Annotated in this window: 15 protein-coding genes; 10 read left to right on the top strand and 5 right to left on the bottom strand. The window is 63.0% G+C overall.

The window, feature by feature from the left end; genetic code table 11:
* Positions 1–49: 49 nt before the first annotated feature.
* Positions 50–1,072, bottom strand: coding sequence for an aspartate-semialdehyde dehydrogenase (locus R0J92_RS14965; RefSeq protein WP_106164330.1), 1,023 nt, complete (start codon positions 1,070–1,072; stop codon positions 50–52).
* A gap of 275 nt (positions 1,073–1,347) precedes the next feature.
* Between R0J92_RS14965 and R0J92_RS14960 the strand changes: the two genes are divergently transcribed.
* Positions 1,348–2,493 (top strand): DUF3095 domain-containing protein, encoded by a 1,146-nt coding sequence (locus R0J92_RS14960; protein WP_411052222.1) that lies wholly within the window; start codon positions 1,348–1,350, stop codon positions 2,491–2,493.
* Positions 2,494–2,526: 33 nt separating this feature from the next.
* On the opposite strand, the gene R0J92_RS14955 is transcribed toward R0J92_RS14960, so the two are convergent.
* Positions 2,527–3,177 (bottom strand): carbonic anhydrase, encoded by a 651-nt coding sequence (locus R0J92_RS14955; protein ID WP_106164332.1) that lies wholly within the window; start codon positions 3,175–3,177, stop codon positions 2,527–2,529.
* Positions 3,178–3,373: 196 nt separating this feature from the next.
* Here R0J92_RS14955 and R0J92_RS14950 point away from each other — a divergent pair, with 196 nt between their 5' ends.
* The 3 genes from R0J92_RS14950 to R0J92_RS14940 all read left to right on the top strand — a co-directional run bounded on the left by R0J92_RS14950 (position 3,374) and on the right by R0J92_RS14940 (position 5,999).
* Complete coding sequence (locus R0J92_RS14950; protein ID WP_106164333.1) at positions 3,374–3,712, top strand: hypothetical protein; 339 nt, start codon at positions 3,374–3,376, stop codon at positions 3,710–3,712.
* 131 nt (positions 3,713–3,843) lie between these two features.
* Positions 3,844–5,262, top strand: coding sequence for a leucyl aminopeptidase family protein (locus R0J92_RS14945; RefSeq protein WP_411052221.1), 1,419 nt, complete (start codon positions 3,844–3,846; stop codon positions 5,260–5,262).
* On the top strand, positions 5,259–5,999 hold the full coding sequence (locus tag R0J92_RS14940; protein ID WP_411052220.1) for an NlpC/P60 family protein: 741 nt from the start codon (positions 5,259–5,261) through the stop codon (positions 5,997–5,999). Before R0J92_RS14945 ends, R0J92_RS14940 begins: the two co-directional genes overlap by 4 nt.
* Positions 6,000–6,155: 156 nt before the next feature.
* Here R0J92_RS14940 and R0J92_RS14935 read toward each other — a convergent pair whose 3' ends face one another.
* From R0J92_RS14935 to R0J92_RS14925, 3 genes are all read right to left on the bottom strand, one after another.
* Positions 6,156–6,500: a DUF2794 domain-containing protein gene (locus R0J92_RS14935; protein WP_106164336.1), complete on the bottom strand. Its 345-nt coding sequence runs from the start codon at positions 6,498–6,500 to the stop codon at positions 6,156–6,158.
* A gap of 31 nt (positions 6,501–6,531) precedes the next feature.
* Complete coding sequence (locus R0J92_RS14930; protein WP_411052219.1) at positions 6,532–7,245, bottom strand: ArsR/SmtB family transcription factor; 714 nt, start codon at positions 7,243–7,245, stop codon at positions 6,532–6,534.
* Between the two features lie 183 nt (positions 7,246–7,428).
* A complete protein-coding gene (locus R0J92_RS14925) occupies positions 7,429–8,055 on the bottom strand; it encodes a TetR/AcrR family transcriptional regulator (protein WP_411052218.1) in 627 nt (208 codons plus the stop codon).
* A gap of 242 nt (positions 8,056–8,297) precedes the next feature.
* Here R0J92_RS14925 and R0J92_RS14920 point away from each other — a divergent pair, with 242 nt between their 5' ends.
* The 6 genes from R0J92_RS14920 to R0J92_RS14895 all read left to right on the top strand — a co-directional run bounded on the left by R0J92_RS14920 (position 8,298) and on the right by R0J92_RS14895 (position 14,207).
* A complete protein-coding gene (locus R0J92_RS14920; protein ID WP_411052217.1) occupies positions 8,298–9,230 on the top strand; it encodes an AEC family transporter in 933 nt (310 codons plus the stop codon).
* Positions 9,231–9,468: 238 nt separating this feature from the next.
* Positions 9,469–10,302, top strand: a complete 834-nt coding sequence (fghA, locus tag R0J92_RS14915) for an S-formylglutathione hydrolase (RefSeq protein ID WP_106164448.1) — start codon at positions 9,469–9,471, stop codon at positions 10,300–10,302.
* Between the two features lie 4 nt (positions 10,303–10,306).
* A complete protein-coding gene (sthA, locus tag R0J92_RS14910; RefSeq protein WP_411052216.1) occupies positions 10,307–11,827 on the top strand; it encodes a Si-specific NAD(P)(+) transhydrogenase in 1,521 nt (506 codons plus the stop codon).
* On the top strand, positions 11,824–12,276 hold the full coding sequence (locus R0J92_RS14905; RefSeq protein ID WP_106164340.1) for a YaiI/YqxD family protein: 453 nt from the start codon (positions 11,824–11,826) through the stop codon (positions 12,274–12,276). Before sthA ends, R0J92_RS14905 begins: the two co-directional genes overlap by 4 nt.
* A gap of 15 nt (positions 12,277–12,291) precedes the next feature.
* Positions 12,292–12,591, top strand: coding sequence for a putative quinol monooxygenase (locus R0J92_RS14900; RefSeq protein ID WP_411052215.1), 300 nt, complete (start codon positions 12,292–12,294; stop codon positions 12,589–12,591).
* 653 nt (positions 12,592–13,244) lie between these two features.
* Entirely contained in the window at positions 13,245–14,207 is a 963-nt protein-coding gene (locus R0J92_RS14895; protein ID WP_411052214.1) for a DMT family transporter, read from the top strand.
* The last annotated feature ends 12 nt before the right edge of the window (positions 14,208–14,219 follow it).

Below are 14,219 nucleotides of genomic sequence, written 5' to 3'. Positions count from 1 at the left end.
ATGGTATGTCCCATCCGTGCGTCAGCTCCGTGTCCGTATTGGACGACGATCAGCCCTTCTTCAGAACCTCACGGCCCAACAGCTCGGCGATCTGCACCGCGTTCAGGGCAGCGCCCTTGCGCAGGTTGTCGGAGACGCACCAGATGTTCAGACCGTTGTCCAGCGTCGAGTCCTGACGGATGCGGCTGATGAAGGTGGCAAAATCGCCGACGCATTCTTTCGGCGTCACGTAGCCGCCGTCCTCACGCTTGTCGATCACCATGATGCCCGGAGCCTCGCGCAAGATGTCGCGGGCCTCGTCCTCATCAAGGAAGTCTTCGAACTCGATGTTGATCGCCTCGGAGTGGCCGACAAACACCGGTACCCGCACGCAGGTCGCGGTCAGCTTGATGCTGGGGTCGATGATCTTCTTGGTCTCGGCGACCATCTTCCACTCTTCCTTGGTGGAGCCATCATCAAGGAACACGTCGATATGCGGGATCACGTTGAAGGCGATGTCCTTCGGGTAGACCTTGCGCTGGTAATCGTCGGTCGGATTGTAATGCGCCTTGGTCTGATCCCACAGCTCGTCGATGGCATCCTTGCCGGAGCCGGAAACGGATTGGTAGGTCGACACCACAACGCGTTTGATCTTGGCACGGTCATGCAAGGGCTTCAGCGCCACAACCATCTGCGCGGTGGAGCAGTTGGGGTTGGCGATGATGTTCTTCTTGTCATAGCCATGCACGGCCTCGGGGTTCACCTCCGGCACGATCAGCGGCACATCGCGGTCGTAGCGATAGAGCGACGAGTTATCGATCACCACGCAACCCGCCTTTGCGGCCTTGGGCGCGTATTGCTTGGTGGCGTCAGACCCGATGGCAAACAGCGCCATGTCCCAGCCGGTGAAATCGAACGTGTCGAGGTCCTGGGTCTTCAGTGTCTTGTCGCCGAAAGTGACCTCCGTCCCCAACGAACGGCGCGATGCCAGAACGGCAATCTCATCCACTGGAAACTGGCGTTCGGCCAGAATATTCAGCATTTCACGGCCCACGTTGCCCGTGGCGCCGGCGACAACGACGCGATAACCCATGATAGTTTCTCCAAATTTGGTCCGGCCTCATGACCGGCTGCGGTGTGATATAGTTTCTGCGGCTGCATTGAAAGGCGCGATTCAGCGTGAAACACCGTTTCACAGGGTTTTGTTCCATAAGACTGCGGCTTTTCTGCCCCTGCCCCTCTGTTGAAGGCGATGTTTCGGCCTGTCACGCTTGCGCGAGGGTGGCTTGTTCCGCATGAAAATCACTACAGGTTTACGCCATCAGCGCCCAATTCGCGGCGCATGGCCGCCCAATGCAGAGACAGTGAATGACACGCGCAGATCCGTTCTACGCCAGCCTCACCAAGATGAAGAGCTTTGCGGAGCTGACCCGCGGCACCCGGTTCACGCCGCTGCCCGAGGATTGGCTCGTCGGCTGCTGCGACATCGTGGATTCGACCGGTCTGCTAGCGCAGGGACGCTACAAGACGGTGAACATGGTCGGTGCCTCCGCCATCGCCGCGCTGATGAACGCGTTTGACCACGCGCCGTTTCCGTTTGTGTTTGGCGGCGACGGCACCTCCTTTGCGGTGCCGCCCGATCTGGCCGAGACCGCGCGGCGGGAGCTGGCAAAACTGCGGTCCTGGGTGCAGCAAGAATTCGACATCACCCTGCGCGCCGCCCTGGTGCCTGTGGCGGAGGTGCGGACCGAGGGCTTTGACGTGCGCGTCGCCCGCTTTGCGGCCTCCGAGCATCTGGACTATGCGATGTTCGACGGCGGCGGTGTGGCCTGGGTCGAAGGGCAGATGAAGGCCGGACGGTTCGACATTCCGCCCGCCCACCCGGTGCAATCCCCCAATCTGGACGGGCTGTCCTGTCGCTGGGACAACGTCGCCTCGGTCAACGGGCAAATCCTGTCCCTGCTGGTGGTGCCACAACCCGACACGGATCGCGCCGCCTTTGACCAACTGGTGCGCGAGATTCTGTCAGAGGTCCGCAAGAGTGATCGCGGCGGCCACCCGCTGCCGGTCGCCGGGCCGAACATGCGGTTTCCGCCGCGCGGCCTTGCGATGGAGGCCCGCCTGTCACGCGGAAACTTACCTGCAATTCTTCGAAAATGCGCGCTGCTTGCGAACTCTGTATTTGCGGGGATTCTGTTCCTGCGCGGACGCCCCACGGGCAATTTTGACCCGGTCCGATATCGTTCCGTGATCGCCGCAAACGCCGATTTTCGCAAATTTGATGACGGGCTGAAAATGACCGTCGACTGCACCGCACAGACTCAGGCGGTGATCGAGGGATTGCTGACCGAGGCGCGGGCCAATGGCGTTGCCCACTACGGGCTGCATACGCAGGACGAGGCTCTGGTGACCTGCATTGTTCCATCACCGATGCAGGACGATCACATGCATTTCGTGGATGGCGCATCCGGCGGCTACGCCAGGGCGGCGGAGCAGCTGAAATCCGGGGCCTGAACCGCCCCGAACCTGCTGCTCATTCCGGTGTCTTCAGACCTTGGTGAACTTGCTCGACTTGGGGTCGTAGCACTCCAGCCCGCCCTCGCCGATATCGGTCCAGAGCCCATGCAGGCTGAGCTCTCCGGACGTTACCGCGCTCTCGATGAACGGGAAGGTCATTAGGTTTTCCAGCGAGGCAACAACGGCCTGGCGCTCGAACTGGCGGGCCTGTTCATGCGCATCCTCGATGTGCTCGACCTCGGAGAATCGCGGCTTCAGGATATCCATCCAGCGCCCGACAAAGCTGGTCTTTTCCTCCAGCGCCGGCGCATGGCCCTTGCACATGTCGATGCATCCCTGAACACCGCCACATTGCGAATGCCCCAGCACGATCAGATGCGCCACCTTGAGCACCGTCACGGCATATTCGACCGTGGCAGAGGTGCCGTGGTGATCGCCGTCAGGCGCATAGGGGGGCACCAGATTGGCGATATTGCGGTGGATGAAGAACTCGCCCTGATCAGCGCCAAAGATCGAGGTCACATGCACCCGGCTGTCACAGCAGGAAATCACCATGGCCCGCGGGCGCTGTCCTTCTTTGGCAAGGCGGCGATACCAGCCCTGGTTCTCTTCATAGACCGTTGCTTTCCAGCCGTGATAACGGGATACCAGATAGCTCGGCAGGGGCTTTGCATAGTCCATGTCATATACCTCGGGTTGTCGACTGTCGGGTGTGATAACCGCAATTCACGGCAAATTCGAGAGATATACGTTTCGGATGGAAACCTTTTGACAACCAGTGCGGCGCAAATTGGTGCCATGCCGTGGGGGCATACCGAATACGGGGTGAATAGTGGTGGCTAATATACTCACAGTCAATCTTAGGGAAAACGTCCACTTGGACCCGCAAAAGCTGACAGAGCTCTACTCTCAGCTGGGTGAAACAAGTGCCGAAGATGTCGTGTGCCGCGCCATCGAGGAGCTCGCGGTGCGTCTGACGCATTGCGAACGACTTTGGCGTCAAGACGACTTCGAAAATCTGCGCAAGAGCGCAAGATCACTGATCGCGATCTCGGAGCAGATCGGAATGACGGCCATGGCCGGCATTGCATGCGATGTTACCAGCGCAATTGACGCGGATGATTCTCCGGCGGTGGCAGCGACGCTGTTCCGCCTGATCCGCGTCGGCGAAAGCTCCCTGACCGCGGTCTGGGAACAGCACGACCTGACGGTCTGAGGGATTCGCCGCAGACGCGGCGCGTCCATGTTGGTTTTGAGTTCGGCCCGGTTGGGCTTGCGGCGGCGGCTGCGACAGATACTCTGGTGGCAAGAGGCATTAGACCCAAGCCATACCAAGAGGACCTGTCCATGCAGCCCCATTTTGCCGTGCCCAACCTGGCCGTACCGACCTTTGCCCCCGCTTCCGACGCGGGCACCCCCCTGCACATCGTAACAGAGCGCACCCTGGAAGCTTGGCTGTCCCAGCAAGACGCCGCAACCGCAGGCTGGGCTCGCACTATGGGCTTTAGCGGCGCATGGGGTCAGGTGGTGGTGCTGCCCGGCACGGATGGCACTGCAAGTGGTGCCCTGGTTGGCGCAGGATCGCCCAAAAGCCGCCAACGCCAGCGCTTCCTGCTCGCCGCGGCTGCCGCCAAACTGCCCGAAGGCACCTATGCGTTGGCCTCGGACCTGCCCGCTGACTTGTCCCCCGAGGTCGAGTGCTTTGGCTGGCTGATGGCGCAATACGCCTTTGATCGCTATGCAAAAAACACCGGCGCCAAGGCCCGGTTGATCGCGCCCGAGGGCGTCGATGCCGCACGAGTCGAGGTGATGGCCGCGGGAGAGACGTTCACCCGCACGCTCATCAATACTCCAGCCGAGGACATGGGTCCGGAACAGTTGCAACAGGCGGTCGAATCGTTGGCAGAGGTGCATGGCGCGACCGTCACGACCGTGGTCGGCGAGGATCTGCTGGCGCAGGACTTCCCGCTCATTCACACGGTGGGCCGTGCCTCTGATCGCGCCCCGCGTCTGATCGACATGCGCTGGGGCAGCGAGGGCCCGACGCTGACGCTGGTGGGCAAGGGCGTGTGTTTTGATACCGGTGGCCTGAACCTCAAACCCGGCGCCAGCATGGCCTTGATGAAAAAGGACATGGGCGGATCGGCAAATGTGCTGGGTTTGGCGCATATGATCATGGCGACGGGTCTCAGGCTGCAATTGCGGGTGCTGATCCCGGCGGTGGAAAACGCCGTCTCCGGCCCTGCCTTCCGCCCCGGTGACATTCTGACGTCGCGCAAGGGGCTGACGGTTGAGATCAACAACACCGATGCCGAGGGCCGTCTGGTGCTGGCCGATGCGCTGGCGCTGGCCCAGGAAGACACCCCCGATCTGCTGATTTCCATAGCGACCCTGACCGGGGCTGCACGGGTGGCTGTCGGCGCCGACATTGCCCCGTTTTTCACGGACCGCGAGGGCGATGCGGTGACACTGGCGAGCAACGCGCAGGACGCGGCGGACCCGGTCTGGCGGCTGCCGTTTCACGCCCCCTACGAGGCGATGATCGAACCCGGCATTGCCGATCTGGACAACGCACCATCCGGGGGATTGGCCGGGGCGATCACAGCCGCATTGTTCCTGCGTCGCTTCGCCGGAGAGGCGCGCTACATGCATTTCGACGTGTTCGGCTGGTGCCCATCCAGCCTGCCCGCCCGTCCCAAAGGTGGTGTCGGTCAGGGCACCCGCGCGCTATTTCAGGCGCTGCCGGACATGCTGGCGCTGTCATGACCCGTACCCGTATCGCCCGCCCGGTCAGCGATCTGTGCAAAGCGCCAAATGGCGCGCGCGAGCGGCAATTGCTGATGGGCGATCACGCCGAGATCCTGTCGCGCCAGAACGGCTGGTGCCATTTGCGCGCAGAAAAGGACGGCTACACCGGCTGGGTCGCCGAGACGCATCTGGCGGAGCCGCTTCCCATGACCCATTGGGTCAGCGCGCCCGCCACCCATGCCTATGCGCAGGCGGACTTTAAATCGCCGGAGCTGACCGCGCTCAGCCTTGGCAGCCAGGTTGCGGTACGTGGCACGCACGACCGCTTTGCTCAGTCAGATCAGGGGTTCGTGCCGCTGGTGCATCTGTCCCCACTGGCGACCCGCGCCCCCGATCCGGTGACGGTGGCCGAAGCGCTTTTGGGCACGCCTTATCTGTGGGGGGGCAATAGCCGCTTTGGCATTGATTGCTCCGGACTGGTGCAGCTTTCGTGCCATGCCTGCGGTCTTGAATGCCCCGGCGACAGCGGCCCGCAGGAGGCCTCTCTGGGCAGCGCTTTGCCCAACGGCAGCCCGTATGAGCGGGGGGACCTCTTATTCTGGAAAGGGCATGTGGGCTGGGTGCGCGACCCGCTGACACTGCTGCACGCAAATGCGCATGCCATGGCGGTGACTCTGGAACCACTCCACGCGGCGATCACCCGCATCGTTGATCAGGGCGACGGGCCAGTGACAGCACATAAACGCCTGGGCTGACCAAGCATCCAGGTTGCAGGGCGCGAAGGCTGTGCGATCAAGAGCGATCGGATCGCGCAGCGATCCGATCCGGGCCGGGGCCGCGCGGGGGCCTCAGGCCCCCGCGCGGCCCCGGCCATCCCCATGAAACCGTTGCGCGATGCGCCTCACGGGCTGTTACTCCACGGCGCGGATCAGTTTGCGCTCCAACACCCGCAGCACGGTCTTGAGGTCATTGCCGCGCTTCAGGATCTGGCCGTCCATCCCCACCACGGAATATTGCCCCTGCCGGTTGCGCAGCTTGGGACGTTTCTCGATCCGGTAAAGAGGATTTTCAGCCGTGCGGCGAAACACTGAAAACACAGCCATTTCGCGCAGATGTGACAGGCCATAATCGCGCCATTCCCCGGCCGCCACCATGCGGCCATAGAGCGACATGATCACGGAGAGCTCGCGCCGGTGAAAGGCGATCTGTTCAGACGGCGGCGGTGTCGGGAAGGACCCGGTGCTGTGATCGTTCATCTCTTTAACGTCGGGGCATTTGCGCCGTAAATCAAGCCTCTTCACAGCTTTTCGATGTGGTCCCACGCGCCAGCACGCCACCCAAACCAAGCATATCATGGAGGGCACGGTGCCCCGGTGCCGTCACCTCCAGCCCACGGCCGCGCACAGGGCGGCGAAGCCAGCCAGCCTCCAGCGCATGGGTGAGGATCTGCCGCCCCATCGGGCCTGCGATATGCAAACGCCGCTCGGTCCAATCCATACAGGGCCGGGCAAAGGGCGTGCGCCCGACATGCTCCGGCACCGTCACACCAAGCCCTGCCCAGACGGCGCCTGCAACCGGATGAAAGCCGCCTGCCTCTTCGCGCAGATGACCGCGCGCGATCAGCGCATCCGCAAGTGCCACGGCCAGCGGCCCGGCGAGGTGATCATAGCAGCTGCGCACCTCCGCGAGCCCGCCGGCCTTGCGGCGCTGTGCGCGGTACAGGCTGTCCATGGGGGCAATCGCTGCCAATTGCTCCAGCGTGTGCGCCACCTCTGGTCCCGACAGGCGATGAAAAACACAACGCCCGCGCTTCTCCGCCACCACCAGACCGGCGTCCTGCAACAGGCGCAGATGGGCAGAGGCCGTCTGCGGCGTGACCCCTGCGGCGCTGGCCAGTTCCTTGTTGGTGAAGGCGCGCCCCTCCATCAGCTCGCAGAGCATCCGGGTGCGGCTTGCATCCGCAATCGCCTGTCCGATGATATCAAAACGCGGTGTCGCCATGCGCCGATATTAACGTCGATGCCGGGCGTTGCCCACGGCAAAGGCTTCGCCCCGCATCGAAGTCTTTGCACCGAGGGCGCATTGATCGACCGCCGCACCACGGCTCACGGGCATCAACGGGTCGCCCCCTCGGCTCCGAAGCCAGATGACACCGGGAGTACGACCTGCGGTCTCAACCAGGCTTTAACTGGACGACGAGGCGCCATAGCGCGCGAGGAACATATCGACTGTGGCGTCGGCAACCCGGTTGATCTCGGCCTCCTCAACACCATCGCGCAGATTGAAGATCAGGCGCGGGAACAGATCTGCGCGCAACAGCGCCATCCATTGCTCGGCGGCCATGTCGAAATCCTCGATCTCCAGCTCGCCGCGCGCCACCGCCGCCCGCAGGTAGTCCTTGAGCTTGTCACGCTCCACCTGCGGGCCGCTGGCGAAGAATTCGCGGCCCAGATCGGGAAACCGCTCGGTCTCTGCCACGCAGATGCGATAGATCTTCTGACCCACCTCGGACAGGATGACCGACAGGATATGGCGTGCCAGCTGCGTCAACACCTGACGCGGCCCGGAGCCTTCGGGGATGTCCAGCTGCCGCGTTGCATGACGGGCGCATTCGCTGCGCGCCACCTCCATGAACAACAGCCTCTTGTCGGGGAAATAACTGTAGAGCGTCGCCTTGGAGACCTCTGCCGCGCGGGCAATGTCATCGACACTTGCGCCTTCGAACCCATCTGCCATGAAGACCTTGCGGGCCCCCTCCAGCACCTGATCGAATTTCCGGCCCCTGCGCACGGCGGTTGCGCTTTGGTTCATCACCTTGTCCATCCTCCTTGCACGCAGCCGGGGCCGTCCCTTGCCCACTCATGCGGGCTGCGTGACACATACACTCCAGTCCAGTTGCACACCTCCGAGGCCGTCCCAAGCCCCGATCCGTGCAATGGACCAGCATTAACGCACAAGCTGACAGCAGGAAAGCGACAGTGCCGTGTTCATGCGTGCAGAGCGCAGGCAAAAAGCCTTTTTCTTCTGGTCAGTTCAGGTTACCAATTCTGGAAATGGCCGAGATTTTCTTTCGCACACTTCCGTTCTTTGCAATCATCGGCCTGGGCTACTGGGCCGGGCGCACGCGCTTTTTCACCGAAGAAGCCACCGCGTTCCTGACCAAGTTCGTGTTCTTCTTTCCACTGTCAGCGATGATTTTCCGCTTTGCCGCGAATCTGTCGGTGGCGGAGATTTTCGATCCCAACCTGATCCTCGGCTACCTTGCAGGCACGCTTGGGGTTTATGCGGTGGCGACCGTTGTGGCGATGCTGCGGCGACAGGATATATCGACCGCCGCAGTAGAGGCCCAATGCGCGGCGATCGGCAATGTCGGCTTTCTTGGCATTCCGATGATGGTGATCCTCTTTGGTGAGGCTTCCGTGGGACCGATGATGCTTGTGCTCACGGTGGATCTGGTGGTGTTTTCCTCGCTGATCGTGGTGCTGATCAATATCCATCGCGGTGCGGGTCTGAGCCTTGCAACGCTGCGACTGGTCGGCGTGGGGCTGCTGAAGAACCCGATGATCCTGGCCATTGTGGCGGGGCTTGCATGGTCTGCCGGACAGGTGCCGATCCCGACGCCGATGAATGATTTCCTTGCGATCCTGGGCGGTGCAGCCACCCCCGGCGCGTTGTTTGCCATTGGCGCGTCGCTGGCTTCGAAATCCGCCGAACGGGTGGAGGTCGCAGGCTGGCTCTCGTTTGCCAAGCTGGTGTTGCATCCCTTGGGCGTGGCGGCGGGCGTGTTGTGGCTGATGCCGGTTGCGCCGTTTTCTGCAGCGGTGGCGATTTCTGCCGCCGCGCTGCCGGTGGCGGGCAATGTCTACATGCTGGCGCAGCACTACCGCGTCGCACCGCAACGCGCCTCGGCAGCGATCCTGATTTCCACTGTGGTGTCGATCGTGTCCGTGCCGCTGGTGATCGCCTGGGCCAATACGCTGTTATGAGTTCGGCCGTATGGCCGGACAGCGCCTGACCTTCTCCCGGGAAGGCGCTTCACGCCTCCCCAAGGTCAGGTGCTGTCCTAATCAGCAACCCAACCATTTGAAAAATGCGATCTTCAGCCAATTGAAACCTTCCGGCGCAAAAAGGAGTCAAGACGACGCCCCAGCACTGGATTAATACGCCCCATCCGGTTAGCGATGAGCCAACACCGATTTATGGAGGTCTTCGATGGCAACTTCGATGGAAACCCTGGCCGAGAACCGGGCCTTTGGCGGCATTCAGGGTGTCTACCGCCACGCCAGTTCCGCCACCAACTGCGACATGACCTTTGGCCTGTTCCTGCCGGAAGAGGCGACCGACGGTCCGGTGCCGCTCCTGTGGTATCTCTCCGGCCTCACCTGCACCCATGAGAACGCCATGACCAAGGCGGGCGCGCAGGCCTGGTGTGCCGAGCAGGGCATCGCCATGGTCTTTCCCGACACCAGCCCGCGCGGCGAGGGGGTTGCCAATGACGAGGCCTATGATCTGGGACAGGGCGCGGGCTTTTATGTCAACGCCACTCAGGACCCGTGGGCGCCGCATTTCCAGATGTGGGACTACGTGGCCGAGGAGCTGCCGGCGCTGCTGGCGGAGAACTTCAACCTCGACATGGCCCGGCAAGGCATCACTGGCCACTCCATGGGCGGCCACGGCGCGCTGACGCTGGCGATGAACCTGCCGGGGCGGTTCCGCTCGGTCTCGGCCTTTGCGCCGATCTGCAACCCCACCGCCTCCGATTGGGGCCGCAAGCAGCTCGGCGCCTATCTCGGCGCGGACGAGAGCCTCTGGGCCAAACATGACGCCGCGCTCTTGATGCGCGACGTGGGCTTTGATGGTCCGGTGCTGATCGACACAGGCACGGCGGACCAGTTCGGCGATCTGCTGAAGACCGAAGCGCTGGCAAGTGCCATCGCCGCGCGCCGCCAAGAGGCCAGCCTGCGGATGCAGAAGGGCTATGACCACAGCTATTTCTTCGTCTCCACCTTCATGGAGGAGCATGTCTCCTTCCACGCCGACGCCCTCTACCGGGAGTAACACCATGACCGCGACCCGTTCCAAGTTCGACTATGATCTGATCGTCATCGGTTCCGGCCCCTCCGGCCGGACAGCCGCCATTCAGGCCGCCAAGCTCAAGCGCCGCGTGCTGGTGATCGACCGCAAGGATCGCTTGGGCGGGGTGTCGGTCCACACCGGCACGGTGCCATCAAAGACACTACGCGAAACCGTGCTGAACCTCACCGGCTGGCGCGAGCGCAGTTTCTATGGCCGCGCCTACCGGGTGAAGGACCAGATCAAGGCCGATGACCTGAAGGCGCGCCTGCACATGACGCTCGATCACGAGGTCGACGTGCTGGAACACCAGTTCAACCGCAACCACGTGGACATGCTGGCCGGCATGGCGCATTTCACCGGCCCCAATGAGGTCGAAGTGGAAGTCGAAGCAGGCGACACTACCCGCGTCACCGGCGAGAAATTCCTGATCGCCACCGGCACCCGCACCTATCGCCCCGACACCGTGCCCTTCAACGGCACCACCGTGGTAGACGGGGACGAGTTCCTCGAGATGGGGGAAATCCCGCGCTCGCTGATCGTGGTGGGCGCCGGGGTGATCGGGGTGGAATATGCCACCATGTTCTCGGCTCTGGATGTGCGCGTCACGCTGATCGAGCCGCGCGACACCTTCCTTGATTTCATCGACCGCACCCTGATCCAGGAGTTCACCCATCAGATCCGCGAAAACGGCGTCGATCTGCGGCTCGGCTCTCCGATCGAGAGCATCGAGGACGAGGGCAGCCACATCGAGGTGACGCTGGACAATGGCCGCCATATCCGCGGCGAGATGCTGCTGTTTGCCGCCGGGCGCATGGGCAACACCGACCGGCTGAACCTCAAGGCCGTGGGGCTGGAGACCGATCATCGCGGCCGTCTCGAGGTGGAGCGCAAGACCTATCAGACCAAAGTGTCCCATATCTACGCCACCGGCGATGTGATCGGCCATCCGTCGCTGGCCTCCACCTCGCTGCAGCAGGGCCGCGTCGCCGCCTGTCACGCGATGGAAGTGCCCACGGTGCCCGAAAGCCCCTGGTTTCCCTATGGCATCTACTCGGTGCCGGAAATGTCCACCTGCGGCATGTCCGAAGAGGAGCTGAACGAGCGCGGCGTGCCTTACGAGGTCGGCATCGCGCGGTTCCGCGAGACCTCGCGCGGGCATATCATGGGGCTGGAGCATGGCATGCTGAAGATGCTGTTCTCGCTCAAAACCCGCCGGGTGCTGGGCGTGCAGATCGTCGGCGAGGGCGCCACCGAGCTGATCCACATCGCCCAGGCGGTGCTGAACCTCAAGGGCACGGTGGATTACTTCGTGCAGAACACCTTCAACTACCCGACCCTGGCCGAGGCCTACAAGATCGCCGGGCTGGACGCCTTCAACCGGATGCCGATCCCGGAGGCCTACAAGGACAAGAAGCCCGCCAAGCCCAAGAAAGCCCCCGCCAAAACGGCAGAGGCCAAAGCCGATAAGGCGGATGGCGAGACCGGCAAGGACAAGGCCGCAGAGTGAGCGCGCTCTATATCGATGCGGATGCCTGCCCGGTGAAGGCCGAGGCGGAGCGCGTGGCCAGCCGCCACAAACTGCGGATGTTCGTGGTCTCCAACGGCGGCTTGCGTCCCTCGCAGAACCCGCTGGTGGAGAATGTCATCGTCGATGCGGGCGCCGATGTGGCCGACATGTGGATCGCCGAGCGTTGCGGGCCGGGCGATATCGTGGTGACCGGCGACATCCCCCTGGCCGCAAAATGCATCGAGGCCGGCGCCCGGGTGCTGCGCCACAACGGTGAGCGGTTCACTGAGGCCAATATCGGTCAGCAGCTGGCAATGCGCGACCTGATGGCGGATCTGCGCGCCGCCAACCCGCTTGGCATGGCAGGCGGCGGCAAGGGGTTTTCCAAGGCGGACCGCTCACGGTTCCTGGACTCGCTGGAGCGGGAAATCCGCGCGGCGAAAGGGTGAGGGGCAGAGGCTGACATGACCAAAGACATCTCAGACGATGTGGTGCGCCTGAGCGGGCGGATGATCTGCGCAACCCCTGCGGATGTCGCGCTGGTCAAAGCCAAGCTGCCCGAACATATCCGCCTGACGCGGAACGAGACCGGCTGCGTCTCATTCGAGGTGCGACAGACAGACGATCCGCTGATCTGGAGCGTCGAGGAATGTTTCACGGATCCGGCGGCGTTTGACCTTCACCAGACCCGCTCCCGGGCATCGGACTGGTGGGCCGCAACCCAGCACATTCCGCGCGAGTATGAAGTTTTTGGTCTGACATAAGCCCAGATCGCCACGCCAAACGCCGGGATCACGCCAAAGCGCCCCGGTTGGATCTCTCATCCCCGCTTTGATCCGGGATCCTGATCCCCAATGACAATCAACGGATCATCTAAGGTCTACTGTCCGATAAGGATGGCGGCGCCGCCACAGGGGCGGAGGTGACCGGGGGTATCCCCCCGCGTGCTCAACGTTATCTCTGCACTGCCCCCCAAAGCGGGGGAGCCGGTTCCTGGTATGTTGCCGAGTATTTTACGCCCGGCAGATGATCGCGATCCACTACAACCTAAAAGACATGCGTCAGGATTTCGCAACCAGTGCGCACGGCCCGCATGCAACACCGGGTGCAGGCGAGACGGGGGCCCTCCCGCCCCAACGGGTGCCTTGCCCTGCGGCAAGCCCCCCTGGTTGCGTTGGGCCGGGCCTTCCGCCCCGGTCCGGGGCGGAAGGCCGCACCGCGCGCCCCACGGGCGCGCGGTGCCACCCCCAACCGACAGGCCTGCGCCTCTGGCGCAGGGCGGACGGGCGGGAGCCCTCCCTCTTTGCCACGCACTCCACTCTGACCGATTGGTACATCTTGCGAAATTGTACCCGTGCCGCATTCTCGTTGCCCTGTGCTTGACCATGCGCGACAACCGCCGGGGAGGCACACACCGATGCGTACAACACTGATCAATTCGAATGTTCTCGGCATCCTCGCTGCGATTGGCGCCGCCGTCGCCTTCTCCGTGATTGATGTGACCTTCAAGTTCCTCTCCGACGGTTATCCGCTCTACCAGGTGGTGTTCTTCCGCTCTGTTGTGGCGCTGGCCCTGCTGCTGGCGATCATCATCCCGCTGGAGGGCGGCTATCGCATCCTGCGGACACGCAACACGCGGTTGCACCTGATGCGGATCACCGCTGTGGCCTTTGCCAATATCTCCTTCTTCTCCGGTCTTGCGGTCTTGCCCCTGGCCGAAGCGGTGGCCATTGCCTTTGCCACGCCACTGATCGTCACCATCCTCTCCGTCCTGTTTCTGAAGGAACGCGTCGGACCCTGGCGTTGGGGCGCCGTCATTGTGGGGTTCAGTGGCATCCTGGTGATCGTCAAACCCGGCATGGACGCGTTTCAGCCCTATGCGCTGCTGCCCTTCTTCGGCTCCTGTGGCTATGCGACGCTGCATATCCTGACCCGACGCGCCGGAGGGTCGGACAAGGCGGCAACGCTGTCGTTCTATCCCACCCTCGGATTTCTCATCATCAGCGCCCTCGCCGGCCTGATCTTCGGTCATGGCAATTGGGCCACCGGCGCACCGCTTACGGATGTGGTACTCAAACCCTGGGCCTGGCCCGAAGGCTTTGAGTGGGGCATTTTTGCCATTGCCGGGGTGTCCGGCGCAATCGGCGGCTATCTGGTTGGTCAAGCCTATCGCATGTGCGAGGCCGGTCTGGTGGCTCCCTTTGAATATATCGCCATGCCGCTGGCTGTGGTCTGGGGGGTTCTGGTGTTTGCAGAATGGCCGGATCAGTCTGTCTGGCTCGGCTCGGCCTTGATTATCGGCGCTGGTCTTGTTTCTCTCTGGCGTGAAACCCGCACCCCCGGCCCCCCGCCACGTCCGCGGCCCAGTTCCTCCGGCTAGAAAGGCCTGCCC

The sequence above is a fragment of the Tritonibacter sp. SIMBA_163 genome, assembly GCF_046535935.1.
GTDB classification, from domain to species: Bacteria; Pseudomonadota; Alphaproteobacteria; order Rhodobacterales; family Rhodobacteraceae; genus Epibacterium; species Epibacterium scottomollicae.
Note: the sequence above shows the minus strand (reverse complement) of the source record. Positions and strands in the feature narration are given on the sequence as shown.